Annotated in this window: 21 protein-coding genes; 13 read left to right on the forward strand and 8 right to left on the reverse strand. The window is 67.7% G+C overall.

Features of this window, described 5'->3' with window-relative positions; all coding sequences use genetic code 11:
- Positions 1-222 precede the first annotated feature (222 nt).
- Entirely contained in the window at positions 223-900 is a 678-nt protein-coding gene (locus tag A7V84_RS18545) for a response regulator transcription factor (protein ID WP_033535205.1), read from the forward strand.
- A 19-nt stretch (positions 901-919) separates the two neighbouring features.
- Positions 920-1,180, forward strand: a complete 261-nt coding sequence (locus A7V84_RS18550) for a hypothetical protein (protein WP_063491702.1) — start codon at positions 920-922, stop codon at positions 1,178-1,180.
- On the opposite strand, the gene A7V84_RS18555 is transcribed toward A7V84_RS18550, so the two are convergent.
- Positions 1,177-2,265: an AraC family transcriptional regulator gene (locus A7V84_RS18555; RefSeq protein ID WP_025514280.1), complete on the reverse strand. Its 1,089-nt coding sequence runs from the start codon at positions 2,263-2,265 to the stop codon at positions 1,177-1,179. The two genes, A7V84_RS18550 and A7V84_RS18555, sit on opposite strands and share 4 nt — an antisense overlap.
- Positions 2,266-2,569: 304 nt before the next feature.
- Between A7V84_RS18555 and A7V84_RS18560 the strand changes: the two genes are divergently transcribed.
- The 5 genes from A7V84_RS18560 to A7V84_RS18580 all read left to right on the forward strand — a co-directional run bounded on the left by A7V84_RS18560 (position 2,570) and on the right by A7V84_RS18580 (position 8,237).
- Entirely contained in the window at positions 2,570-3,382 is an 813-nt protein-coding gene (locus A7V84_RS18560; RefSeq protein ID WP_025514282.1) for an enoyl-CoA hydratase/isomerase family protein, read from the forward strand.
- Positions 3,383-3,482: 100 nt separating this feature from the next.
- Entirely contained in the window at positions 3,483-4,619 is a 1,137-nt protein-coding gene (locus tag A7V84_RS18565; protein WP_025514287.1) for an acyl-CoA dehydrogenase family protein, read from the forward strand.
- Positions 4,620-4,636: 17 nt separating this feature from the next.
- Positions 4,637-5,827 (forward strand): thiolase family protein, encoded by a 1,191-nt coding sequence (locus A7V84_RS18570; RefSeq protein WP_063491701.1) that lies wholly within the window; start codon positions 4,637-4,639, stop codon positions 5,825-5,827.
- A gap of 15 nt (positions 5,828-5,842) precedes the next feature.
- The gene (locus A7V84_RS18575; protein ID WP_033535208.1) at positions 5,843-6,610 is read left to right on the forward strand and encodes a 3-hydroxyacyl-CoA dehydrogenase; all 768 of its coding nucleotides are present in this window, start codon (positions 5,843-5,845) and stop codon (positions 6,608-6,610) included.
- A gap of 49 nt (positions 6,611-6,659) precedes the next feature.
- A complete protein-coding gene (locus A7V84_RS18580) occupies positions 6,660-8,237 on the forward strand; it encodes an acyl-CoA synthetase (RefSeq protein ID WP_063491700.1) in 1,578 nt (525 codons plus the stop codon).
- Here A7V84_RS18580 and A7V84_RS18585 read toward each other — a convergent pair.
- Positions 8,234-9,157, reverse strand: a complete 924-nt coding sequence (locus A7V84_RS18585) for a LysR substrate-binding domain-containing protein (RefSeq protein WP_113749273.1) — start codon at positions 9,155-9,157, stop codon at positions 8,234-8,236. The two genes, A7V84_RS18580 and A7V84_RS18585, sit on opposite strands and share 4 nt — an antisense overlap.
- 92 nt (positions 9,158-9,249) lie before the next feature.
- Between A7V84_RS18585 and A7V84_RS18590 the strand changes: the two genes are divergently transcribed.
- On the forward strand, positions 9,250-10,614 hold the full coding sequence (locus tag A7V84_RS18590) for an MFS transporter (RefSeq protein WP_063491699.1): 1,365 nt from the start codon (positions 9,250-9,252) through the stop codon (positions 10,612-10,614).
- A 91-nt stretch (positions 10,615-10,705) separates the two neighbouring features.
- Here A7V84_RS18590 and ssb read toward each other — a convergent pair whose 3' ends face one another.
- Positions 10,706-11,254: a single-stranded DNA-binding protein gene (gene ssb, locus A7V84_RS18595; protein WP_063940023.1), complete on the reverse strand. Its 549-nt coding sequence runs from the start codon at positions 11,252-11,254 to the stop codon at positions 10,706-10,708.
- 272 nt (positions 11,255-11,526) lie between these two features.
- The gene (locus A7V84_RS18600; RefSeq protein WP_063491698.1) at positions 11,527-12,711 is read right to left on the reverse strand and encodes an MFS transporter; all 1,185 of its coding nucleotides are present in this window, start codon (positions 12,709-12,711) and stop codon (positions 11,527-11,529) included.
- 167 nt (positions 12,712-12,878) lie between these two features.
- Between A7V84_RS18600 and uvrA the strand changes: the two genes are divergently transcribed.
- A complete protein-coding gene (uvrA, locus tag A7V84_RS18605; RefSeq protein ID WP_033535210.1) occupies positions 12,879-15,746 on the forward strand; it encodes an excinuclease ABC subunit UvrA in 2,868 nt (955 codons plus the stop codon).
- A gap of 150 nt (positions 15,747-15,896) precedes the next feature.
- Entirely contained in the window at positions 15,897-16,976 is a 1,080-nt protein-coding gene (locus tag A7V84_RS18610; RefSeq protein WP_025514306.1) for a helix-turn-helix transcriptional regulator, read from the forward strand.
- Positions 16,977-17,144: 168 nt separating this feature from the next.
- Here the strand turns inward: A7V84_RS18610 and A7V84_RS18615 are convergent, their stop codons facing one another.
- The 3 genes from A7V84_RS18615 to A7V84_RS18625 are packed head-to-tail and all read right to left on the reverse strand — an operon-like array spanning position 17,145 to position 20,036.
- Positions 17,145-18,287, reverse strand: coding sequence for a deoxyguanosinetriphosphate triphosphohydrolase (locus tag A7V84_RS18615; protein WP_063491697.1), 1,143 nt, complete (start codon positions 18,285-18,287; stop codon positions 17,145-17,147).
- Between the two features lie 31 nt (positions 18,288-18,318).
- Positions 18,319-19,404: a 3-dehydroquinate synthase gene (aroB, locus tag A7V84_RS18620; protein ID WP_025514309.1), complete on the reverse strand. Its 1,086-nt coding sequence runs from the start codon at positions 19,402-19,404 to the stop codon at positions 18,319-18,321.
- Positions 19,404-20,036 (reverse strand): shikimate kinase, encoded by a 633-nt coding sequence (locus tag A7V84_RS18625; RefSeq protein WP_025514310.1) that lies wholly within the window; start codon positions 20,034-20,036, stop codon positions 19,404-19,406. The genes aroB and A7V84_RS18625 overlap by 1 nt, the downstream gene beginning before the upstream one ends.
- Before the next feature lie 114 nt (positions 20,037-20,150).
- Between A7V84_RS18625 and A7V84_RS18630 the strand changes: the two genes are divergently transcribed.
- Positions 20,151-22,601: a penicillin-binding protein 1A gene (locus A7V84_RS18630; RefSeq protein ID WP_025514311.1), complete on the forward strand. Its 2,451-nt coding sequence runs from the start codon at positions 20,151-20,153 to the stop codon at positions 22,599-22,601.
- A gap of 39 nt (positions 22,602-22,640) precedes the next feature.
- Here A7V84_RS18630 and cyaY read toward each other — a convergent pair whose 3' ends face one another.
- The gene (gene cyaY / locus A7V84_RS18635) at positions 22,641-22,970 is read right to left on the reverse strand and encodes an iron donor protein CyaY (protein ID WP_025514312.1); all 330 of its coding nucleotides are present in this window, start codon (positions 22,968-22,970) and stop codon (positions 22,641-22,643) included.
- Between the two features lie 41 nt (positions 22,971-23,011).
- Here cyaY and lptM point away from each other — a divergent pair, with 41 nt between their 5' ends.
- Positions 23,012-23,203, forward strand: a complete 192-nt coding sequence (gene lptM / locus A7V84_RS21725; protein ID WP_231886831.1) for an LPS translocon maturation chaperone LptM — start codon at positions 23,012-23,014, stop codon at positions 23,201-23,203.
- Complete coding sequence (gene lysA / locus A7V84_RS18640) at positions 23,200-24,492, forward strand: diaminopimelate decarboxylase (RefSeq protein ID WP_063491696.1); 1,293 nt, start codon at positions 23,200-23,202, stop codon at positions 24,490-24,492. Before lptM ends, lysA begins: the two co-directional genes overlap by 4 nt.
- Positions 24,493-24,496: the final 4 nt, after the last annotated feature.

Here is a 24,496-nt window from a genome sequence, read left to right on the forward strand (position 1 = left end):
GTGGGCCGCATCCGAGACCGCGACAACGCCCGCCTGCCGTCACCTCCACCACGCAAACCCGCGCCGGGCGTAGCGGTCCGGTCGCAGCGGGATCACGCCGTCCATGGCCGGCGGCGCTGCCGGCAGGCCGGAGCCGGAAAACTGCCGCAGTGAACAGACCAGGCCATGCCAGAATGGAGCACGCCGATCGGCGGCCGCCGGCCGCCCCTTCAGGAGCCGTGCTTGCCTCAGCTTTTACTGGTCGACGACGACAGCGCCAACGCAGAATCCCTGGGCGACTATCTGGCCGGCCTGGGTTTCGAGATCGATTTCGCGCACAGCGGGCAGGCCTGCATCGAACTGGTGCTGCGCGGCGCCTATGACGCAATCATCATGGACATGATGATGCCCGGCCTGGACGGCGTGGCCACCTGCCAGCGGCTGCGTCAGCGCCACGGCCGCCATATCCCCATCCTGTTTCTTTCGGCCAGCGATGCGCTGCAAGACAAGATCGAAGGTTTTCGGGCCGGCGCCGACGACTATCTCGTCAAACCCGCCCACCCCGAAGAGCTGCGCTGGCGCCTGCAGGCCATCCTGCGCCGCGTGCAGGCCGGCGGCAGCGCGCAACAAACGCTGGGCGAACTGGTGATCGACGCCCGGATGCAGCAGGTCTATCGCAACGGCATCCCCATCGCCCTCACCCAGACGCCGTTCCGGCTCTTTCAGGCACTGGCCGATGCCGCGCCACGCGCCCTGACCAAGGCCCAGCTGGAAAACCTGCTCTGGGAGCAGGCCACGCCCGCCAGCCTGCCGCTGCGCACGCATATCTATCGCCTGCGCCAGGCCATCGACGCCCCCTTCGAGCACGCGCTGCTGCGCACCGTGCATGGAGTAGGCTACCGCCTTGCCATTCCAGACTGAACCGCCCCCCGCAAGCGCCATGAAGACACTCGTTCGCCTTAGCGTCTGCGCCCTGATCGCATTTGCCATCAGCCTGGCCGCTGCCGGGCTGTTCCTGCCGCTCTATGGGGCCTTCCAGGCGGACCCTTACACCTGCCTGGATGACGGCATCAACGCCTGCCTGGACGTCATCACCCTCAGCGCCCTGGTCTACGGTCCGCTGTTCTGCCTGGTGGGCACAGGCATCGGGACGCCGTTGCTGATGGCCCTGGGCGTGGCGGGGCGAAACGCCGCACGCTAGGCCGGCAGCGCCAGCCGCCGGCGGTAGCTGCCCGGCGGCGTGCCCGTCCAGCGCCGGAACGCCCGATTGAAGGCCGCCGGATCCTCGAATCCCAGGTCCGCCCCGATGGCGCCGATGGCCTCCGCCGTGCGGGAAAGGCGCGCGATGGCGGCATCGCGCAGCAGGCCATCCTTGACTGCCTGGAAATGCGTGCCCTCGGCCTGCAGACGGCGGGCCAGCGTGCGCGGCGACATATGCAGCGCGTGCGCGATGCTTTCGACGGTCTGGGCCTGCCCCAGCCTGGCATCGAGCAGATCGCGCACGCGGTGCGTGACGAAACGCTCGCCCACCGACACATGGATCCAGTCCATCGGCGCACGCTTGAGAAACGCCGACAGCGCGCGCTTGTCCTGGCGGATGGGGGCATCGAGATAGGCCGCATCCAGCGACAACGCGGTGACGGCGCAGCCGAACTGCGCAGGTCCCGTGTAGAGATGGATGTACTCGCCGGCGTAGGCCGGCGCCGGATAGGCCAGTTCGATCCGGTTGAAGAGAATCTTGCGATCCAGCATCCACGAGGCGATCCCCTGCACCAGCATCAGCATCAGCTCCAGGGCCAGCACCCGCACCGCGCCCAGATCGCGCCGCTCGATCAGGCGGATCTGCGCCACGGAGCCGCTGCTGGCCAGTTCAAAGCGCAGGTCGTCGAGCAGCAAGCGGAAGAACTGGCAATAGCGATGCAGCGCCACCCTCAGATTAGGCGCATCCAGCAAACCCAGGCAGAGAAACTTCAGTGTCCCGGCGCGCAGGGGCGAGGCAAACAGGCCCGGCGTTTCATCGTCGAGCTCGATGGCCAGGCTGCGATAGAACGCGGCGAACTGCTCCACCGTTACCCGGGCGGACTCCTGCGCCAGCAGCGCCGGGGCGATGCCGGCCCGCTCGATGCTGTCGGCGACCACCCCGGCGCGCTCGCCCAGATGACGGGCCAGCTCTGCAACGAAACGGATGGGGATCGTGGCCGAACGCGTCGGCGCGCCCGACCCGGTGTCAGGCGAATAGGCTTCTGGCATGGCAGGAAAAGACAATTTGTCGGCTTTCTCGATCATCCCATTTGCAGGCAGGACGGTCTAGTATGAAGGGCAGATCCAAGCTGTAACGTAAAAAAGCCGCGTCAACCGGTCAATGCCCTCCCACAAGGAGCCATCCCGATTGGCATAGAGAGCACAGCACGCCGAACGTCTCCCGCAAGAGCGCCGGCCGGAGGAGACACCATGCATCCAGGCTGTACCGGGGCCCTGGCCCCGGCGCCGGGCAGCATCGGCGCGCCGCAATGCCGCCTGCGCGCCCCTGCCCGCCCCCATCCCGCCGCCCTCCGGGGCCGGCCCGCCGTCGCCTGTACCGGAGCGCCCCATGTCTGACCCGACCTGCGGCGTCCTGCTCGAGCACGACGGCCCCATCGCCCGCCTCACGCTGGACCGCCCCGCCTCGCGCAACAGCCTTGACCTGCCCCTGGCGCTGGCCCTGCGCGACGCCGTGCGCAGTCTCGAAGGCGACGCCGCGCCGCGAGTGCTCATCCTGCGCAGCAGCAGCGCCCACTTCATGGCCGGCGGCGACGTGCGCCGCTTCGACGCCTTGCTGCAAGACTCGCCTGCCGCCTGCCAGGCAGAGCTGGCTCGCATCATCGGGGCGGCCAACGACACCGTGGCACGGCTCACCCGCCTGCCCTGCCCCGTGATCGGCCTGGTCGGCGGCAGCGCAGCCGGCTTCGGCCTGTCGCTGGCGCTGGCCTGCGACCTCACCCTGGCCGCCGAGGACGCGCGCTTTCTCTTTGCCTATGGCGCCATCGGCGCCACCCCCGACGGCGGCGCCAGCTGGCATTTGCCGCGACGCATCGGACTGCAGCGCGCCCTGGCCATGGCTTTGCTCAATACGTCTCTGGACGCCGCACAGGCCCTGGCTGCCGGACTGGTTTGCCAGGTCGTGCCGGCCGCCGAACTGGACGCGGCCGGCCAGCGCCTGGCCAGGCAATTGGCCGCCGGCGCGGGCCAGGCGCAGGCCGGCATCAAACGCCTGCTGCGCGCGGCCCTGGACAGCGATCTGGACACCGCCCTCGACGCCGAAGCGGCAAGCTTTCTGGCGCAAGCCGAGGGCCCCGATTTTGCCGAAGGCGTACGCGCCTTCTGCGAACGCCGGGCCGCGCGCTTCGACCCGTCCTCGACCTGAATTCCATCCCCGATATCCGTCAGGCGGCCTGCGCACGCAAGCCGCCTGCACGCAGGTTCTACCGCGCCGCCCGTCGGGGCGGCCCCAGTGAGGAGTCACGATGCAGTTCCAACTCAGTCCCGAACAACAGGAAATCAGCACCCTGGCACGGCGTTTCGCCGAACGCGAGATCGTGCCCCGCGCCGCCCAGGCCGACCGCGATGGCGCCTTCGCCGCCGATGTGCATGAACGCGCGCTGCAACTCGGCCTGCTCAACGTCAACCTGCCCGAAAGCGTGGGTGGCAGCGGCCTGGGTTGCCTCGAACTGGTGCTGGTCACCGAGGCCCTGTGCCGGGGTTGCCTGGGCATCGGCACCGCGCTGTGCGTCAACGCCCTGGCCACCGAGCCGATCCTGATCGCCGGCAACGCCGAGCAGCAACGCCACTACCTCGGCCTGGCTGCCCAGGGCGCCATCGCCAGCTTCGCCATGACCGAGCCGGCAGCCGGCTCCGACGTGGCCGGCATCCGCACGCGCGCCGAACGCGTGCCCGGCGGCTATCGTCTCTCGGGCAGCAAAACCTGGATCTCCAATGCCGACCGCGCCGCCTTCTTCGTCGTCTTCGCCAAGACCGACCCCGAGGCCGGACATCGCGGCCTGAGCGCCTTCATCGTTGCGCGCGACAGCCAGGGGCTGTCGGTGGGAGAGCCGCTGGGCAAGATGGGCCAGCGCGCCGCGCCGACTGCCGAAGTCTTCCTGGATCAGGTGTTCGTGCCGGATGACCATCTGCTGGGCGCCGAAGGCCAGGGTTTCGAGATCGCCATGAAAGTCTTTGATCACTCGCGCCCCATGGTCGCCGCCTTCGGCGTGGGCCTGATCGAACATTGCCTGGACGAAGCCCTCGCCTATGCCCGCGAACGCAGTTCGATGGGCCGGCGCCTGATCGAACACCAGGCCATCGCCCACAAGCTGGCCGAGATGCGCATGAAGCTGGATGCCGCGCGCCTGCTCACCTACCGCGCCGCCTGGCTGGTGGATCAGAAACAGCCCAACACCATCGAGGCCTCGGTCGCCAAAGCCTTTGCCGCGGATGCCGCCATGTGGGCCGCCACCGAAGCCGTGCAGGTCTTCGGCGGCATGGGCTATTCGACCGAATACCCCGTCGAAAAATTGTTCCGCGACGCCAAGGTGCTGCAGATCTACGAAGGCACCAGCGAGATCCAGCGCAACATCATCGCCCGCGAATTGCAGCGGGCCTGAGCACAGGAGTGTTATCCATGAATGCCCATTCGAACCGCGAGCCGCTCATCCTGGGCGCGGTGCGCACGCCTTTCGGCCGCCGCGGCGGTGCCCTGCGCGAGACCCGACCCGATGTGCTGCTGGCCGGCGTGCTCGATGCCGTGCTCACGCGCGCCGCCCTGCCGGGCGATCAGGTCGGCGACGTGCTGGCCGGCTGCGTCAGCCAGGCCGGCGAACAGGGCGGCAACATCGCGCGCCAGGCCGCGCTGCTGGCGGGACTGCCCGCCGAGGTGCCGGGCGTATCCATGAACCGCATGTGCGGCTCCAGCCAGTTCGCGCTGCACGCAGCCGCCCAGGCCGTGGCCGCCGGCGATCTCGATTTCGCCATCGGCTGCGGCGTCGAGAGCATGAGCCGGGTGCCGATGTTCCTGGACCTCACGCTGGGCCGGGGCGACTTCCAGGGCTTCGATGATCTGCACCCCGATCTGGTGGCCCGCCACCCGATTCCGCATCAGGTCGAAAGCGCCGAACGCATCGCCGAGCACTGGTCGCTGGGCCGCGCCGAACTGGACGACTACGCCATCGAAAGCCACCGCCGCGCCGAGGCCGCGCGCCAGGCCCAGCGCCATGAGGAAATCATCCCCGTGGCCGGCATGGACAAGGCCGGCCAGCCGCTCACCCTGGCGCACGACGAAGGCATCCGCGCCGTCATCGACACCGACCGCATGCGCGGCATGAACCCGGTGTTCCGCGACCCGGGCGCCGGCGTGGTCACGGCGGCCAACGCCAGCCAGATGTCCGATGGCGCATCGGCCGTGCTCGTCGGCAGCCAGGCTGCCGCCCGGTCGCACGGCCTGACGCCGCTGGCCCGTTTTCGCGCCCGCGTGGCGGTCGGCTCCGACCCCGTCATGCAATTGACCGGCGTCATCCCCGCCACCCGCAAGGCGCTGGCCATGGCCGGCCTGAGCCTGGCCGACCTGGACTGGATCGAGGTCAACGAAGCCTTCGCCAGCGTGGCGCTGTGCTTCGCGCGCGAGTTCTCCCCCGACCCCGACAAGATGAACCCCTGGGGCGGCGCCATCGCGCATGGCCACCCGCTGGGCGGCACCGGCGCCGGCCTGATGGCCAAGATGCTGGCCGGGCTCAAGGCCCGCGACGGCCAGTTCGGCCTGCAGGTCATGTGCATCGGCCACGGCATGGCCACGGCCACCATCGTCGAACGTCTCTAAGCACAAGGAAAGCACATGAAAATTGCAGGATCGGTATTCGTTGTCACGGGCGGCGCCTCCGGGCTGGGCGCGGCCACCGCGCAGCACCTGGTCGAACAGGGCGGCAAAGTCGTGCTGGCCGACATCGGCGAAGCCGCCGGCGCCGCGCTGGCCGACAAGCTCGGCGCCGCGGCGCGCTTCGTGCGCTGCGATGTCACCGACGAAGCCTCCATGCAGGCCGTCATCGACACCGCGCTGGACGCGTTCGGCGGGCTGCATGGCCTGGTGTGCTGCGCCGGCATCGCGCCGGGCGAGAAAGTGGTCGGCCGCGACGGCCCGCACGCGCTGGATACCTTCGTGCGCGGCCTCATGGTCAACCTGGCCGGGACCTTCAACCCCATCCGCCTGGCCGCACATGCCATGAGCACGGCGCAACCCAACGCCGACGGCGAGCGCGGCGTGATCATCACCACCGCGTCGGTGGCCGCCTTCGACGGCCAGATCGGCCAGGCCACCTATGCTGCCTCCAAGGCCGGCGTGGTCGGCATGACCCTGCCGATCGCGCGCGAACTGGCGCGCTTCGGCATCCGAATCATGACGATCGCCCCGGGCATCTTCGAGACCCCCATGCTGCGCGGGCTGCCCCAGGAGGTCCAGGACTCGCTCGGACGCACCGTGCCCTTCCCCTCGCGCCTGGGTCGTGCCGGAGAGTACGCTCAACTGGTGCAGGCCATTTGTGAAAACCCGATGTTGAACGGCGAGGTCATCCGCCTCGACGGTGCGCTGCGCATGGCAGCCAAGTAACGGCAAGCCGCCGCCCGGCTCTCACGCGATCCCTCCGGAGAACAGAGACATGAGCACTTCCTTGCATCACGACAACACCCCGGCACAGATCCAGCGCGCGCGGCGCGACCTGATCGGCGATGCGCTGGCGCGCGCCACGCGCCGCCATGCCCGCCGCGAAGCCCTGCGCTTCGAAGACCGCAGCTGGACCTACGCCCAGCTCGATGCCGCCGTCAACCGGGTTGCCCATCGCCTGCTCGGGCTGGGCCTGGTCCAAGGCGACCGCGTGGCCGCCTACGGCCGCAACTCCGACGCCTATGTGCTGCTTTGGCTGGGCTGCGTGCGCGCCGGGCTCATCCACGTGCCGGTCAACTACGCGCTCATCGACGACGAGCTGCGCTACATCATCGACCAGTCGGGTTCGCGCGCGCTGTTCTGCGACCTCGACATCGCCGAACCCGTGCGCGCCCTGGGGCCGACCCTGGGCTGCGCCATCCAGGGCACCCTGCATGGCGGCGAGGGCCATGACGTGCTGGCCTGGGCGCAGGGGCCGGGCGACGACAGCGCGCCGCATCTGGATATCGATGACGAACATATCGCCCAGCTGCTCTACACCTCGGGGACCACCGCCGCGCCCAAGGGCGCCATGATGAGCCATCGCGCCCTGCTGGCCGAGTACACCAGCACGCTGCTGGCCACCGACATCCGTGGCGAAGACCGCTCGCTGGCGGCCCTGCCGCTCTACCACTCGGCCCAGATGCATGTGTTTCTGATGCCCCAGCTTCTGGTGGGCGCCAGCACCCTGATCGTCTCGGCGCCGCACCCCGAACGCTGCATCGAACTGATCGCGCGCGAAGGCATCACCTCCTTCTTTGCCGCGCCCACCGTGTGGATCGCCTTTCTGCGCCATCCGGCCTTCGACCCCGCCAAGCTGGCCTCCTTGCGCAAGGGATATTACGGCGCTTCCATCATGCCGGTGCCGGTCTTGCAGGAGCTGGCCGCCCGTCTGCCCGCGCTGCAACTCTACAACTGCTACGGCCAGAGCGAAATCGCGCCGCTGGCCACCGTGCTGCGCCCGGAAGAGCACGCCGAGCGGCCCGCCTCGGCAGGCCGCCCCATCCTCAACGTCGAGACCCGCATCGTCGATCACGACATGCGTGAAGTCCCGCCCGGCACGCAGGGCGAGATCGCCCACCGCTCGCCGCAGCTGATGAGCGGCTACTGGGACAAGCCCGAGGAAACCGCCGACAGCTTTGCCGACGGCTGGTTCCTCTCCGGCGACGTGGGCTACCTCGACGACGAGGGCTACCTCTACATCACCGACCGCGTCAAAGACATCATCAAAAGCGGCGGCGTGGTCGTCTCCAGCCGCGAAGTCGAGGAATGCCTCTACACCCACCCGGCCGTGGCCGAGGTGGCCGTGATCGGCCTGCCCGACGAGCGCTGGATCGAAGCCGTCACCGCCGTGGTCGCGCTCAAGCAGGGCGCGCAGGAGGATGCCGATGCCCTGATCGCCCACGTGCACGCGCGCCTGGCCCCCTTCAAGGTGCCCAAGCGCGTGTTCTTCGTCGACGATCTGCCGCGCAACGCTTCCGGCAAGCTGCTCAAGCGCCAGCTGCGCACGCAATACGGGGAAGATCCGGCCTAGCTTTCGCGCGCCTGGCCGGCAAACGGCGCCACGCCGGCCAGCGCCAGAAACTCGCGCTCGACCGCGGACTCGGGCTCATTGCGGTGCACCAGCCACATGGCCGAGCGGGCTTTCTTCTCGCGCAAGGGCCGGTAGGTCACGCCCTGCACCGCGATGCTCTTGAAGGATTCGGGCACCAGCGACACCCCCAACCCGGCGGCGACCAGCCCGATGATGGTGGTGGCCGAGCGGGCCTCCTGCACCACCTGCGGCGCGAAGCCGGCCTGGTGGCACAAAGCCATGATCTGGGCATGAATGCCCGCGCCGCTTTCCAGCGGATAGATCACGAAAGCCTCGTCACGCAAGGCCCCCACCGACAGGGCGGCCGCGCTGCCGGCCAGCCGGTGCGCCGCCGGCAATGCGGCCAGCAAGGCATCCTCGAACAGACGCACGGCCCCGAAGGAGGCCGGCGGCAGCTCGGGCGCCTGTGCGCCACGCACGAAAGCGAAGTCCAGGCGGCGCTCGACCATGGCCGACAACTGCTCGTGGGTCGTGAACTCCTCGATGTGCAGGCGCACGCCCGGCCAGCGCTGGCGATAGCTCAGGATCAGGCGCGAGACCGCCTGCGTGAGGGCAGCGGTGCTGACCACGCCCAGCCGCAACTCGCCCTGCTCGCCACGCTCGACCCGCGCGGCCACCTGGGCGGTCTTGGCGGCCTGCTCCAGCAAGCGGCGCGCCTCGGGCAGCAGGGCCTGGCCGGCGGAAGTCAGTTCCACGCGCCGGTTGCTGCGCTCGAAGAGCTGGGCGCCCAGTTCGCGCTCCAGCACCCGGATCTGGTGGCTCAGCGGTGGCTGGGCAATTGCCAGGCGCAGCGCCGCCTTGCCGAAATGCAGGGTTTCGGCCAACACCACGAAATAACGCAGACGGCGCAGATCCACCATACCTATCTTGTATCAATAACGGCTTAAATCATATTGGATCATAAGTCCGCCGGGTGCCAGAATCCAAGGCTTCAAGGGCATTCGAGCAGGCAATGGGATCACCTCAAGCGGCAGACAATGCGCCCGCCCTGAACCGGCAGGCCATCGCGGCAGTCATGCTGGGCACCGTCGTGGTCGCGCTGGACACCTCGCTCACCAGCACCGCCCTGCCGGCCATCGCCCGTGGCATGGACGTCAGCCCCGCCCGCATGATCTGGATCATCAACGGCTACTTCCTGGCCGTGGTGGCCGCCCTGCTGCCATTGGCCGCGCTGGGCGAGATCCTCGGGCACCGCCGCATCTACATGGCTGGCCTGGCCGTCTTCCTGCTCGGCTCGGCCGCCTGCGCCCTGATGGAATCGCTGCCGGCGCTGATCTTCGGCCGCGCGCTGGTCGGCATCGGCGCGGCGGCCGTCTCGGCCACCACGCCCGCCCTCATCAAGGCCATGTACCCGCCCGCCCAACTGAGCCGCGGCCTGGGCCTGTACGCCATGATCGTCGGCCTGGCGGTCGCGCTCGGCCCCACGGCGGCCTCGGCCATCCTGGCCATCGCCACCTGGCCCTGGCTGTTCATCTCCAACGCGCTCATCGCGCTGACGTCCATTCTGCTGGCCGGCAAGGGCGTGCCCGCCACCGCGCGCTCGGCGCGCCCCTTCGACGCCCTGTCGGCCGGCCTGTGCGCGCTGATGTTCGGCTGCGTACTGTTTGCCATCGGCAGCGGCGCGCACCTGGGCTGGCGCGCCGTGCTCATCAGCGCGGCCGTCGCCCTGCTGCTGGGCCTGTGCCTGCGCCGCCGCGAAGCCGGCCAGCCCGCTCCCATCCTCGCCTTCGATCTCTTCCGCCGCCCGCTGTTCACCCTGTCGGCCGCCACCTCGGTATGCGCCTTCACCATCCAGGGGCTGGTGATCGTCGTGCTGCCCTTTCTGTTTCAGTTCAAGCTGGGCTACAGCCAGGTGCAATCCGGCCTGCTCATCACCCCCTGGCCGGCCACCCTGGCCCTCATGACGCTGGTGGCCGCGCCGCTGTCGAACCGGATCGCCCCCGGCGCGCTGGGCGGCGTCGGCCTGGCCATACTCTGCCTCGGCCTGATCACCCTGGCCCTCATGCCCGCCATCGCCGACCCCTACGCCATCAGCTGGCGGCTGGTGCTATGCGGCATCGGCTTCGGCCTGTTCCAGTCGCCCAACATGGTCGCCCTGATGAGCAGCGCCCCCAAGGAGCGCAGCGGCAGCGCCGGCGGCATTCTCGCCACCTCGCGCCTGCTCGGCCAATCCCTGGGTGCTGCCGCCGTCGCCTTCTGCCTGACCGCCTGGCCCGAAGGCGGCATCACCTACACCCTCTGGGTCGGCGCCGCCGTCGCCGTCCTCGGCGGCGGCGTCAGCCTGGCACGGCTGGCGCCATCGGTGCGCCGCGCCTGAGACGCCCTGCCCAACCAAACAAAAAGCCCGCGCCCTGTGAGCGGGTGCGGGCTTTGCGGGCATCGAACCCGGCAAGGCCGGATTCGGGAATTCAGAACGGAATATCGTCGTCCATGTCGGCCAGGTTGGCGGGGTTGCCGCCGGCGGGGGCGGCCGGGGCCGGGCGGGGCTGGGGGGCCGGGCGCTGGGCCGGGGCGCGCTGCTGGCGCGGTGCGTCGTCAAAACCGCCGCCGCCGCCGCCACCGCCGCCACCGCCGCCGCCGTAGTTGCCGCCACCGCCGCCGTAACCGCCGTCGCCGCCGTCACGGCCGCCGAGCATCTGCATCTGGTCGGCCACGATTTCGGTGCTGTAGCGGTCGGCGCCGGTGTCCTTGTCCTGCCATTTGCGGGTCTTCAGGCGGCCTTCGATGTAGACCGAGCGGCCTTTCTTCAGATATTCGCCGGCGATCTCGGCCAGGCGGTTGTACATGACCACGCGGTGCCATTCGGTTTCTTCGCGGCGCTCGCCGCTGGCCTTGTCCTTCCATTGCGACGTGGTGGCCAGCGACAGGTTGCAGATGGCCGCGCCGTCCGGGCTGTAGCGCACTTCGGGGTCGCGCCCCAGGTTGCCGACGAGAATGACTTTGTTGACCGATGCCATGGCGATGTCCCTATTGCCGGACCGGCCGGCGCCCCGCCTTGGCGGGTGGCGGCGCGGCCGCGCCCGGTCTCTGGATGTTCAAGATGATGGCCTTAACAAACACGCCGGTCTCGAAGGGAGGACCGGCGCGGATGCAAGGTGCTGAGCGTGCAAAGCAACCTTGCGAAAACGTCCTGTCAAGGCGCTGAAGTTAAGCGCCATTATCGACGATTACGGCCATCGCCGCCACCGGGTCGGGACAGGGCTGTCCCGGGCGATTTTGTAACCGGTGCTTAACGCAGCGGCTGCATGCGCCAGGCGGCCAACAGCCACAACAGGGCCAGCACCGCGGCAGCCATGAAAACGCCGTCCGCGCCGGCGGTGGCCGCCAGCCAGCCACCCAGGGCTCCGCCGCAGAACAGCCCGGCCGCCTGGGCCGTGTTGTAAAAGCCCAGGGCCAGGCCCTTGTGCTCGGCCGGGGCCACGCGCGACACCAGCGAAGGCTGCAGGGCCTCCAGCACATTGAAGGCCACGAAAAAACCGGTCAGCGCCAGGGTGAGCAGCAGAAAGCTGTGGGCCGCCAGCGGCAGCAAGGCGCACACTGCCACCAGGCCAGCCACCGACAGGCGCAGCGCCGCACGATGGGCGCGGCGTTTCTCGGTCACGAAAATGATCGGCACCATGCCCACGAACGAAAGCAGGATGACCGGCAGGTAGACCCGCCACAGCGCCTGGGCATCCAGCCCCCCGGTGCGCGCCAGCAGCGCCGGCACCACCACGAACAGCGCCACCTGGATCAGGTGCAACACGAAGACGCCGAAATTCAGGCGCAGCAGCTCGCCATGCCGCATGACCTCGGCGGCCGGCGCCTGCGTCATCGAGCGCGCATTGCTGCGCGGCACCACCGGCACCACCCAGCGCGCGATCGCCAGGCTGAGCAGCCCCAGGCAGGCAATGGTCCAGAACAGGCCATGCAGGCCCCACCAGCCAACTAGCACGGGCGCCAGCACCAACGACAGGGCGAACGACAGGCCGATGGAGCCGCCCACCATCGCCATGGCGCGGGTGCGCACTTCGTCGCGCGTGGCGTCGGCCAGCCAGGCCGTCACGGCAGCCGAGATGGCGCCGGCGCCCTGGATGGCGCGGCCCAGCGTGATCCACAGCACGTCATCGGCCTGGGCACACACCACGCTGCCGGCAATGAAGAGCAGCAAGCCCGTGATCACCACCGGACGGCGCCCCCAGCGGTCGGAAGCCAGACCGAAGGGAATCTGCATGATGGCCTGCGTCAGGCCATACATGCCCAGCGCCAGGCCCACGCGGGCCGGATCGTCGCCGCCCGGCAGACCCTGGGCCGCCACGGCAAACACGGGCAGCAGCAAAAACAGGCCCAGCATGCGACAGGCAAACAGCCCGGCCAGCGCCACGCTGGCGCGGCGCTCCGAAGAGGTCAGTCGTAACTTCTGGTCTACCGCCATGGATTGCAAAGCGCGCAGGGCGCATCGGGAAGAAGGGGGAAAGAACGGGCCGCAGGCCTGGGGCGGCGATCACGCGCACCCTGGCTGGCACGGCGCGCTATAGTACCAAGTTGGCCTTTGAAACTGCTTAAACCCTCCCTCTAGCCGGGGCAAGGAAGGACGCGAGAATGAACGAGAGAACGGACGAGATACGCATACGCGGTGCCCGTACCCACAATCTCAAGAGTGTCTCGCTGGATTTGCCGCGCCATCGCCTGGTGGTGATTACCGGCCTGTCCGGCTCGGGCAAATCATCGCTGGCCTTCGACACGCTCTATGCCGAAGGCCAGCGGCGCTATGTCGAAAGCCTGTCGGCCTACGCGCGCCAGTTCCTGCAGCTGATGGACAAGCCCGACGTCGACCTGATCGAAGGCTTGTCGCCGGCCATCGCCATCGAACAGAAAGCGGCCGGCCACAACCCGCGCTCGACCGTCGGCACCATCACCGAGATCCACGACTACCTGCGCCTGCTCTACGCCCGCGTGGGCACGCCCTATTGCCCCGAGCATGGCCTGCCGCTGCAGGCGCAGAGCGTGGCCCAGATGGTCGACGCGGTGCTGGCCTGGCCGGCCGACACCCGGCTGGCCATCCTCGCGCCCATCGCGCGGGCGCGCAAGGGCAGCTTCGAGGACGAATGCGCCAGCCTGCAGGCGCAGGGCTATGTGCGGCTGCGCGTGGACGGGCAGATGGTCGAGATCGACCAGATGGCGCCGCTCAAGAAAACCGAGAAGCACGATATCGACGTGGTGGTCGACCGGCTGCGCGTGCGTGCCGAAAGCAAGCAGCGCCTGGCCGAGAGCTTCGAGACCGCGCTGCAGCTGGCCGACGGGCGCGCCATCGCGCTGGGCATGGACGACGGCCACGAGCAGGTATTTTCCAGCCGCTACGCCTGCCCGGTATGCAGTCACAGCCTGCCCGAACTCGAACCGCGGCTGTTCAGCTTCAACAACCCCCTGGGCGCCTGCCCGAGCTGTGACGGCATCGGCCAGGTCGGCTTCTTCGACCCCAAGCGCGTCGTGGCCTTCCCGGAGCTCAGCCTCGCGGCCGGGGCGATCCGCGGCTGGGACAAGCGCAACGCCTTCACGCACTCCTTGCTCACCAGCCTGGCCACGCACTACGAATTCGATATCGAGGCCCCCTTCGAGTCGCTGGCGCCCGAAGTGCGCGACAAGGTGCTGTACGGCTCCGGTGACGAGGAGATCGCGTTTTTCTATCTCAACGAGAAAGGCCGCAGCAGCGTCAAGCGCCATGCCTTCGAAGGCGTGATCCCCAACCTGGAACGGCGCTGGCGCGAAACCGATTCGGCCACCGTGCGCGAAGAGCTGGGCAAATACCGCAACATCAAGACCTGCCCGGACTGCGCCGGCTCGCGCCTGCGCGCCGACGCGCGCCACGTGCTGATCGGCGACGAGCCGGGGCGTCACGAAGAGCGCGGGCTGGCCATCTATCAGGTAGAGGCCATGCCGCTGTCGGCCTGCCTGGCCTGGTTCCAGGCGCTGCAGCTGACCGGCGCCAAACAGGAGATCGCCCAGCGCATCGTGCGCGAGATCGAGGCGCGCCTGAGCTTTCTGAACAACGTCGGCCTCACCTATCTGTCTCTGGACCGCAGCGCCGACACCATCTCCGGCGGCGAGGCGCAGCGCATCCGGCTGGCCAGCCAGATCGGCTCGGGCCTGACCGGCGTGATGTACGTGCTGGACGAGCCCTCCATCGGCCTGCATCAACGCGACAACGACCGCCTGATCGGCACCCTGCAGCACCTGCGCGACCTGGGCAACAGCGTCATCGTGGTCGAACACGATGAGGACATGATCCGCCAGGCCGACTGGGTCGTGGACATGGGGCCGGGCGCAGGCGAACACGGCGGCCAGGTCGTGGCGCAAGGCGCGCCCGAGGCCATCCAGACCGATCCGGCCTCGCTCACCGGCCAGTACCTCAGCGGCGCTCGCGCCATTGCCATCCCGCAGCGCCGCCCGGTCAACGACGAGCAGCCCTGGCTGGTGCTGTCCGGCGCCAGCGGCAACAATCTCAAATCGGTCACCCTGCGCGTGCCCGCCGCCCGGCTGGTGTGCGTGACCGGCGTCTCGGGCTCGGGCAAGTCCACCCTGGTCAACGACACGCTGGCCGTGGCCGCCGCGCGCCAGCTCAATCACGCCCAGGGCGAACCCGCCCCCTATGCCAGCATCACGGGCCTGGAACACTTCGACAAGATCATCACCGTCGACCAGAGCCCCATCGGACGCACCCCGCGCAGCAACCCGGCAACCTACACCGGCCTGTTCACGCCGATCCGCGAACTGTTCGCCGGCGTCCCGGAAGCGCGCACCCGGGGCTACGACCCGGGCCGCTTCAGCTTCAACGTCAAAGGCGGACGCTGCGAGTCCTGCCAGGGCGACGGCGTGGTCAAGGTGGAAATGCACTTCCTGCCCGACATGTACGTGCCCTGCGACGTGTGCCACGGCAAGCGCTACAACCGCGAAACCCTCGAGATCCGCTATCGCGGCCGCAACATCAGCGAAGTCCTGGACCTCACGGTGGAACAGGCACTCGACTATTTCGAGTCCGTGCCGGCCATCGCCCGCAAGCTCCAGACCCTGATCGATGTCGGCCTGTCATATATCCGGCTGGGGCAATCGGCCACCACCCTGTCCGGCGGCGAGGCACAGCGCGTCAAGCTGTCGCTGGAACTGTCACGGCGCAGCACCGGACGCACCCTGTACATCCTCGACGAGCCCACCACCGGCCTGCATTTCCGCGACATCGAACTGCTGCTGCAAGTGCTCAACCAGCTGGTCGAGCAGGGCAACACCGTGCTCATCATCGAGCACAACCTGGATGTCATCAAAACCGCCGACTGGCTCATCGACATGGGTCCGGAAGGCGGCAACAAGGGCGGCCAGGTCGTGGCCCAGGGCACGCCCGAAACCGTGGCCGCCCACCCTGACAGCCATACCGGCCACTATCTGGCGCGCCTGCTGCCCACCCCGGGGCGATGAAACGGAGGTGGCGCCGGCACAACGGCAGCAGGCCCTGATCCGTCCCCTAGGACAAACACGGATGGTCCTGTCAGGGGAATCGGGTATGTTTGACGTAAATTGGGTGCGGATCATTTTTCCGCCCCGTGCATTTTACGTAGACCCCGCGCCATGGATTCCGCCCAAGAACTCCGCATCGCCAGCGCCCTGTATGCCGGGGTTGCTGACAATGGTCTGTGGCGTCAGGCGTTGCGGCAGACGGCACAGGCCCTGGACACCGAGCGGTGCGTGGTGCTGGCCCGGCACACCCCGACCGAGCAGATCCTCGTGGTCGACAACGCCGGGCTCGACGCCTGCATCCTGGAAGAGTACGAAGGCTACTACCACACGCTGGACACCCTGCTGGAAGCGGCCCGAGACGTGCCGACCGGCGCCCTGCGTCGCGACCGGCAGATCATGGATGAAGACGCCATCCGCCGCTCGCCCTTCTACAACGAGTTCCTGTTCCGGCACGACATCGGCTCGATCATGTTCTCGCAGACCCTGCGCGAGCGGGAAACCGACTGGCTCATCGCCTTTCATCGCAGCCGCGACATCCCGCATTTCGATCCGCATCATGAGCGCGTCCTGGGCCGTCTGGCGCCGCACCTGCAAAACGCACTGAGCCTGCGCCTGCGCCTGCAGGGGCTGGAGCATCGCAGCCGCCTGGGCATGGCCGCCCTCAACTCTTTTGCCACACCCCTGCTGCTGGTCAGCGGCGGGGCGCGTCTGCTGCTTGCCAACACCGCGGGCGAAAGCTGGTTCAGCAGCCAGGCGGGTTTTCTGGCTCGCTCCGAACGCTGGCGTCACGCCCTGGCGACCGCCACCGGGCGGCTTGGACCGGCTCTGGCCGAAGGCCTCAGCCTGCCCGATGGCACCCACGTGGTGGTCCTGCCCGCCCCGTCGGCCTTCCAGCCTCAGGAAGGCGGTCCATCGCGTCTGGCCCTGGTCTTGGTGCATACGCCCCAACAGGCCACGGCCCCGGCGTCCGGCATGCTGAAATCGCTATTCGGCCTGAGCACCGCCGAATACCGGCTGCTGGAGTTGCTGATGGTAGGCATGACGCTGTCGCAGGCAGCCCAGCACCTGGGCGTGTCGGTTGAAACGGCCCGTACACAGAGCAAAGCGGTGCTCCAGAAGACCGGCTGCCGGCGGCAGACAGACCTGATGCGCCTGATGAGCGCCCTGCAGCGCCCCATGACCCAGGGATAGGCGCGATCCCGGCCCGGGCCTGGCATGGACAAAAAAACCCCGCCGACTCTGATGCGACGGTAGCCCCGAATCGCATCACAGTGGGCGGGCAAGCACGGCGAATGTGCTGACCTCAATGCTAGAGGTCTTGGCGCAGGACCGCATCCCCCCAAGGGGGGAAAGGTCAGCTCAGGTCGTTGCCGTGCTACCCATTTCAAAGAGCCGCCGGTGCTCGGCGATGGCATAGCGGTCGGTCATCCCGGCAATATAGTCGGCGATCGCGCGCGCCTGCCCATTGTCGGTGTCGCGACGGTAATCCGGCGGCAAGAGCCGGGGATCATCCAGAAAAGCCTGAAACAGTTCGCGCACGATGCGCCGCGCCTTGGTGGTCATGCGCAGCACCTGATAGTGACGGTACAGGTTGTCAAACAGAAACTTCTTCAGCGCGTCGGCCTCGCGGCGCACCGGCTCGGAGAAAGCCGCCAACGGCGGCGCGCTGCGCACGTCGTCGGCGCTGGCCGGCGCCGCCTCGGCAATGCGCGCCTGCGAGGTCGCCGTGAGATCCATGATGAGCGTGTTGATCATGCGCCGCACCGTCTCGGCGGTGGCGCGCCGCGCGGCCAGCGCCGGGTAATGGGCGCGCACCTCGGCGTAATGGCGCGCAAAGAAATCCACCTCGCCCAGTTGTTCCAGGGTCAGCAGTCCGGAGCGCAGGCCGTCGTCGATGTCGTGGTTGTTGTAGGCGATCTCGTCGGCCAGATTGGCCAGCTGCGCCTCCAGCGAAGGCTGGGTACGGTCGAGAAACCGCTTGCCGACCTCGCCCAGCTGGCGCGCGTGGGCCTGCGAGCAATGCTTGAGAATCCCCTCGCGGGTCTCGAAGCACAGATTCAGGCCATTGAACTCGGCATAGCGTTCTTCCAGTTCGTCGACCACACGCAGGCTCTGCAGATTGTGTTCGAAGCCGCCTGCGTCCGGGGCCAGCTCGCGCATGCAGGCATTGAGCTCATCCTGACCGGCATGGCCGAAAGGCGTGTGGCCCAGGTCATGGGCCAACGCGATGGCTTCGGTCAGGTCTTCGGACAACCCCAGGCTGCGCGCCAGCGTGCGCGCGATCTGGGCCACCTCCAGGCTGTGCGTCAGGCGCGTGCGGAACAGATCGCCTTCGTGGTTGACGAACACCTGGGTCTTGTATTCCAGCCGTCGGAAAGCGGTGCAATGGATGATGCGGTCGCGGTCGCGCTGGAATTCGCTGCGATTCTGCGCGGCCGGTTCGGAATGACGCCGCCCGCGCGTTCGGGTCGGGTCGGATGCGTAAGAAGCCAATTCACTCATGACACTGCCGTCCCGTCCTTCTGGATGATTGTCAGGGGGTGGTCTGTACGGTCCGCTCGAGCACTTTGCCCAGCGCAGCATGCGGCACGGTGCGCGTCTCGGCCTGGCCAATGCGCGGCATCAGCACGAAGTGGATCTCGCCGGCGGTGGATTTCTTGTCCACCATCATCAGCGACACCCAGCGCTCGAAGCCCAGGTCGGGCGCCATCACCGGACAGCCGATGGCCGCCACCAGTTCGCGCACCCGCTGCACGTCGGCCAGCGCAAAGCCATGCACCTCGGCCGACAGTTCAGCGGCCTGGACCATGCCGCAGCCGACGGCTTCGCCATGCAGCCACTGACCATAGCCCAGGCCGGACTCGATGGCATGGCCGAACGTATGGCCCAGGTTCAGGATGGCGCGCAGGCCCGACTCGCGTTCGTCCTTGCCCACCACCTGCGCCTTCAGCTCGCAAGAGCGGCGGATGGCGTAGGCCACCGCCTCGGGCTGCAGGGCGCGCAAGGCCTGCACGTTGTCCTCGCACCACTGCCAGAAGGCAGCATCCAGGATCAGGCCGTATTTGATCACCTCGGCCAGACCGGCCGAAATCTCGCGTGCCGGCAGCGTGGCCAGCACGTCGGTATCGATTTCCACCGCCACCGGCTGGTAGAACGACCCGATCATGTTCTTGCCCAACGGATGGTTGATGGCCGTCTTGCCGCCCACCGACGAATCGACCTGGGCCAGCAAGGTGGTCGGCACCTGCAGAAAGCGCACCCCCCGCATGTACACCGAGGCGGCAAATCCCGTCATGTCGCCGATCACGCCTCCGCCCAGGGCCACCAGGACCGCGCGGCGGTCCAGGCGCTGCTCCAGCAGGGCGTCAAAGATCAGGTTCAGCGTCTGCCAATCCTTGTGGGTCTCGCCATCGGGCAGCTCGATGCGCACGATCTTGCGGCCGGTGCGCGCCAGCGCGGCCTCGGCGCGCGCGCCGTACAGCGCAGCCACGGTGGGGTTGGTGACCAAGGCAATGGCGGTGGCATCCGCCGGAATGCACTCGTCGAGCCGGTCCAGACGGCCCGGTGCGATATGGATGGGATAACTGCCTCCCGGGGTTTCGACCTCAACAGTATTCATTACTTCTTCTCGTAGGCTTGCAACTTGGGCAGGATGGTTTTGATCAGCGTGGCGATCGGCGTCGAACCGGTCTCGATGACGAGGTCGGCCACTTCGCTGTAGAGCGGCTCGCGCTTGACCATCAGATCGCGCAGCGTGCCGCGCGGATCTGCGGTCGCCAGCAACGGCCGGTTGCGGTCGCGGCAGGTGCGGCGAAACAGCTCATCCACGCTGGCGCGCAGATAAAGCACGACGCCGCGCTCGCGCAGCAGGCGGCGGTTCTCTTCGGCCAATACCGCTCCGCCTCCGGTTGCGAGAATAATTCCGCGCCGTTGAGTACACTCTTGCAGTGCCATGGACTCACGCTTGCGAAACCCGGCCTCGCCCTCGATCTCGAAAATGATGGGCACGCGCACGCCGCAGCGCGCCTCGAGCTCGTGGTCCAGATCGATGAACTCGCGGCCCAGCGCACGCGCCAGGCCGCGCCCGATGGTGGTTTTGCCCGCTCCCATCATCCCGACCAGGAAAATGGGCAGATCGTGCGGCAGCGGCGTCGAGGGCTCAATGGCCTCGACGGCGGCCGTTTCGGCGGCGGCGGCGGCGTCGGACGGCAGATCTTCCAGGCCGGCGCAGGGATTTGCGGTGAGGTTCATGACGCCATTATCCCATTGCCGCAAGTTGCCCGCTTACCACACCGTATATTTTGTTACTGCCCTGGCGGCCAGCCGCAGGGGGCGGTTTGAAGAGATCACCGTAAAATCGCCGCGATGAGCAAGCGCACCAATTCCTCCAAGCAGGACCAGCCCGCCCCGGTCGGATCGACGTTCCTGCGGTTTCTGGTCAAGACCGGTATTCTCTTCTGTGGCCTGATCCTGTGCGGCCTGGTGCTGGCTGGCATGGCGCTCGCGCTGGCCTGGCCCAACCTGCCCAATCTGAACGCCATGACGGACTACCGTCCACGCGTGCCGCTGCGCATTTTCACCGCCGACAAGGTCCTGATCGGCGAGTTCGGCGAAGAACGCCGCAATGTGCTGCGCTTCAACGAAATCCCCGATGTCATGAAATCGGCCGTGCTGGCCGCCGAAGACGACCGCTTCTACCAGCACGGCGGCATCGACTGGACCGGCGTGGTGCGCGCCGGGCTGACCAACCTCATCAGCATGTCCAAGTCGCAGGGCGCCAGCACCATCACCATGCAGGTGGCGCGCAACTTCTACCTGTCTTCCGAGAAGACCTATTCGCGCAAGTTCTACGAACTGCTGCTGACGTTCAAGATCGAGTCGGAGCTCACCAAGGACCAGATCCTGGAGCTCTACATGAACCAGATTTACCTGGGACACCGCGCCTATGGCTTCGCGGCGGCCTCGCGCACCTACTTCGGCAAGCCCCTGTCGCAGATCACGCCGGCCGAGGCGGCCATGCTGGCCGGCATCCCCAAGGCGCCGTCGCGCTTCAACCCGATCGCCAACCGCCCCCGCGCCGAGCTGCGCCAGCGCTATGTGCTCAATCGCATGCACATGCTGGGCTACCTGACCGAAGCCGAATACAAAGAAGCGCTGGCCCAGCCCATCGTCATCAAGTCGGCCGAAGGCACACCGGCCGGCGGCTATGCGATCCACGGCGAATACGTGGCCGAGCTGGCCCGCCAGCTGGTCTATGGCGTCTACCAGGATGAAGCGTACTCGCGCGGCATCAACGTCTACACCACCGTGCTCTCCAAAGACCAGGAATCGGCCTACCGCGCGGTGCGCGACGGCGTGCTGCAATACACGCGCCGCGCGCCCTACCCCGGCCCCGAGAAGCAGCTCGACATGCCGGCCGGCATCGAAAATGACCCGCAGGCGCTGGACGACTTCCTGGATGGCGTTTTCGAGAAATACACCGACAGCGCCGACCTGCTGACCGGCGTGGTGCTGTCGGCCTCGCCCAACGAACTCAAGATCGCCCGCAGTTCGCGTGAAATCATCACCCTGACCGACAAAAAGGTGCTGGGCGTGGTGGCACGCGCCCTGGCCAGCAACGCCCGCGCCGATCAGCGCCTGCAACGCGGCTCGGTGGTCTATATCCGCAAGATGGACAACGGCGAGTGGGAAGTCATCAATATGCCGGCCGTGCAGGCCGCCTTCGTGGCGTTGTCGCCGCAAAACGGCGCCATCCGCGCCATGGTCGGCGGCTTCGATTTCTATCGCGGCAACTTCAACCGCGTCACCCAGGCCTGGCGCCAGCCCGGCTCGAACATCAAGCCCTTCATCTATGCGGCTTCGCTGGAGCGCGGCCTGACGCCCGGCACGCAGATCTCCGACCAGCCCTTCGAGCTGTCGGCCGCGCAAACCGGCTCCAAGCCCTGGCGCCCCAAAAACTACGGCAACAGCTACGAGCCCATGCTCACCATGCGCCAAGGCCTGTACAAGTCCAAGAACATGGTGTCCATCCGCATTCTGCAGGCCATCGGCCCGCAGTACGGCCAGGAATACCTGACCCGCTTCGGCTTTGACAAGGCGCGCCAGCCGGCCGTGCTGCCCCTGGCGCTGGGTGCAGGTTCGGTCACCCCGCTGCAGATGGCGGGCGCCTACTCGGTCTTCGCCAACGGCGGCTTCCGTGTCACGCCCTTCCTGATCGACCACGTCACCGACAGCAGCGGCAAGGTGCTCATGCAGGCCCGCCCGGTCATCGCCGGCGACGAGGCTGCGCGCGCCATCGACCCTCGCACCGCCTGGCTGATGGACGACATGCTGCGCGGCGTGGCCACCAGCGGCACCGCCGCCCGGGCCCGTGCCACCCTCAAGCGCAATGACCTGGCTGGCAAGACCGGCACCACCAACGACTCCTATGACGCCTGGTTCTCGGGCTACAACCCCGACCTGGTGGCCACGGCCTGGCTCGGCTTTGACCAGCCGCGCTCGCTGGGCGCACGCGAAACCGGCGGCGGGCTGGCCCTGCCGATCTGGCTGGATTACATGCAGGATGTCCTCAAGGGCACGCCGGAAATCAAGCAGCGCCCCCGTCCCGAGGGCCTGCTGGCCGAAAACGGCGATTTCTTCTTCGCAGAGTTCCCGCCGGGGCAGTCGGTGGCCCGTCTGGGCTTGCCGCAACCGGGCGAAGACGCCCTGGGCGATTTCCTGAATGGCCTGGGCGGGCAGGCGGCCCAACCCAAGCTGCGGGTCGCGCCCGGCGTCGGTGGCCAGGCACAACCCTGGAACCAGGACCTGATGTTCTGATTCCAGTCACGGCGGCCCTGCTGGGCCGCCGTTTTTGCATCAAACGCGTACCGTCAGCGGCACGCCGGTCGTGGCCGAACAGATCTGCGACAGCGCATCGGCCAGATTAGGGCCGCCACGCGTGTCCAGCCACTGCTGGCCGTCGTAACGGTAGTGAAAGCCGCCGCTGCGCGCGGCCACCCACAGCTCCTGCATGGCGGCCTGGCTGTTGATGACCATCTGGCTGTGATCTTCAAAGATCAGTGTCAGGACATTGCCGCTGCGGCTGGTTTCGATATCCACGTCATGGGTGGCCATCCAATCGTCGGCTTGGCGTTCGATACTGTCGAGCACCTGTTCGGTCAACGCAAGAAATTCGGTTTCAGTCATAATCCATACCTGCAACGATTACGGAGTTACCAGTGTCCCTTATGGCCATAAGCCGCAGGATTCTTCGCATTGTAGCCACGCTTTCAGTCTTTGGTCTGATCTCAGCCTGTGGCTACAAAGGGCCGCTTTATATGCCGCCCAGCCAAGACTCGGACCGCTCCAGCGCGACGCCCGCTCATCCGAAGGCACAGGATGAACGGCCCCGAATCCCCTCGAATCCGACGCTGCCATGACCTCGACTGTTTCCCTGCCTCAGCTGGCCGGACACCCTCATTTCCATTACCAGAACGGCGTGCTGCACGCCGAGGGCGTCGCGCTCGATACGCTCGCCCGCGACCTCGGCACGCCGCTGTATGTCTATTCGCGCGCCGCGCTGCAGGCCGCCTACGACAACTATCGCCAGGCCATCGGCGAACGCCCGGTGCTGGTGTGCTTCGGCATGAAGGCCAACTCCAATCTGGCGGTGCTCAAGGAATTCGCCCGCATGGGCGCGGGCTTCGACATCGTCTCCGGCGGCGAACTCAAGCGGGTGCTGGCCGTCGGCGGCGATCCGGCCAAGGTGGTGTTTTCCGGTGTTGGCAAACAAGAATGGGAAATGCGCGACGCCCTGCAGGCGGGCGTGAAATGCTTCAACGTCGAATCCACCGCCGAGCTGCGCCGCCTGTCGCGCGTGGCCCAGGTCACCGGCCTGCAGGCGCGCGTGTCGCTGCGCGTGAACCCCGACGTCGACGCCCACACCCACCCTTACATCTCCACCGGGCTGAAGGAAAACAAGTTCGGCATCGCCATCGAAGAAGCGCTGCAGGCCTATGAGCTGGCCGCCTCGCTGCCGGGCCTGAAGATCGTCGGCGTGGATTGTCACATCGGCTCGCAACTGACCGACATCAGCCCGTATTTCGACGCCCTGGACAAACTGATCGACCTGATCGAACGCCTGGCCCAGGCTGGCATCACCATCGAGCACCTGGATCTGGGCGGCGGCCTGGGCATCCGCTACACGGATGAGGTCCCGCCCTCGCCCAAGGCCCTGCTGGACGGCGTCTTCGAGCGCCTGAAGGCCCGTGGCCACGGCCACCTGCACCTGGTGCTGGAGCCGGGCCGCTCGCTGGTGGGCAACGCCGGCGTGCTGCTGACCACGGTGCAATTCCTCAAGCACAACGACGCGCGCAACTTCGCCATCGTCGATGCCGCCATGAACGATCTGCTGCGTCCCACGCTGTACCAGGCCTACCACGGCGTGGCGCCGGTGGTGCCGCGCCAGGACTGCCCGGCCCAGATCTATGACGTGGTCGGCCCGGTGTGCGAAAGCGGCGACTGGCTCGCCAAAGAACGCAGCCTGGCGCTTGCCGAAGACGACGTACTGGCGGTCGAATCGGCCGGTGCCTATGGCATGGTCATGGCCGGCAACTACAACACGCGCCCGCGTGCGGCCGAAGTCATGGTCGATGGCAGCCGCTTTCACATCGTGCGCCAGCGCGAAACCCTGGACGACCTGCTGCGCGGCGAATCCACCCTGCCCTGAAACA

Source organism: Bordetella trematum, assembly GCF_900078335.1.
Lineage (GTDB): Bacteria > Pseudomonadota > Gammaproteobacteria > Burkholderiales > Burkholderiaceae_B > Bordetella > Bordetella trematum.

Coding starts and splice junctions, on each gene's coding strand:
- A7V84_RS18555 (WP_025514280.1), bottom strand. CDS start 2,265: ATGATCGAGAAAGCCGACAAATTGTCTTTTCCTGCCATGCCAGAAGCC.
- A7V84_RS18565 (WP_025514287.1), top strand. CDS start 3,483: ATGCAGTTCCAACTCAGTCCCGAACAACAGGAAATCAGCACCCTGGCA.
- A7V84_RS18625 (WP_025514310.1), bottom strand. CDS start 20,036: ATGAACCTCACCGCAAATCCCTGCGCCGGCCTGGAAGATCTGCCGTCC.
- ssb (WP_063940023.1), bottom strand. CDS start 11,254: ATGGCATCGGTCAACAAAGTCATTCTCGTCGGCAACCTGGGGCGCGAC.
- A7V84_RS18570 (WP_063491701.1), top strand. CDS start 4,637: ATGAATGCCCATTCGAACCGCGAGCCGCTCATCCTGGGCGCGGTGCGC.
- aroB (WP_025514309.1), bottom strand. CDS start 19,404: ATGAATACTGTTGAGGTCGAAACCCCGGGAGGCAGTTATCCCATCCAT.
- cyaY (WP_025514312.1), bottom strand. CDS start 22,970: ATGACTGAAACCGAATTTCTTGCGTTGACCGAACAGGTGCTCGACAGT.
- A7V84_RS18550 (WP_063491702.1), top strand. CDS start 920: ATGAAGACACTCGTTCGCCTTAGCGTCTGCGCCCTGATCGCATTTGCC.
- A7V84_RS18600 (WP_063491698.1), bottom strand. CDS start 12,711: ATGGCGGTAGACCAGAAGTTACGACTGACCTCTTCGGAGCGCCGCGCC.
- A7V84_RS18610 (WP_025514306.1), top strand. CDS start 15,897: ATGGATTCCGCCCAAGAACTCCGCATCGCCAGCGCCCTGTATGCCGGG.
- lptM (WP_231886831.1), top strand. CDS start 23,012: ATGGCCATAAGCCGCAGGATTCTTCGCATTGTAGCCACGCTTTCAGTC.
- lysA (WP_063491696.1), top strand. CDS start 23,200: ATGACCTCGACTGTTTCCCTGCCTCAGCTGGCCGGACACCCTCATTTC.
- A7V84_RS18590 (WP_063491699.1), top strand. CDS start 9,250: ATGGGATCACCTCAAGCGGCAGACAATGCGCCCGCCCTGAACCGGCAG.
- A7V84_RS18585 (WP_113749273.1), bottom strand. CDS start 9,157: ATGGTGGATCTGCGCCGTCTGCGTTATTTCGTGGTGTTGGCCGAAACC.
- A7V84_RS18630 (WP_025514311.1), top strand. CDS start 20,151: ATGAGCAAGCGCACCAATTCCTCCAAGCAGGACCAGCCCGCCCCGGTC.
- A7V84_RS18575 (WP_033535208.1), top strand. CDS start 5,843: ATGAAAATTGCAGGATCGGTATTCGTTGTCACGGGCGGCGCCTCCGGG.
- A7V84_RS18580 (WP_063491700.1), top strand. CDS start 6,660: ATGAGCACTTCCTTGCATCACGACAACACCCCGGCACAGATCCAGCGC.
- A7V84_RS18560 (WP_025514282.1), top strand. CDS start 2,570: ATGTCTGACCCGACCTGCGGCGTCCTGCTCGAGCACGACGGCCCCATC.
- A7V84_RS18615 (WP_063491697.1), bottom strand. CDS start 18,287: ATGAGTGAATTGGCTTCTTACGCATCCGACCCGACCCGAACGCGCGGG.
- uvrA (WP_033535210.1), top strand. CDS start 12,879: ATGAACGAGAGAACGGACGAGATACGCATACGCGGTGCCCGTACCCAC.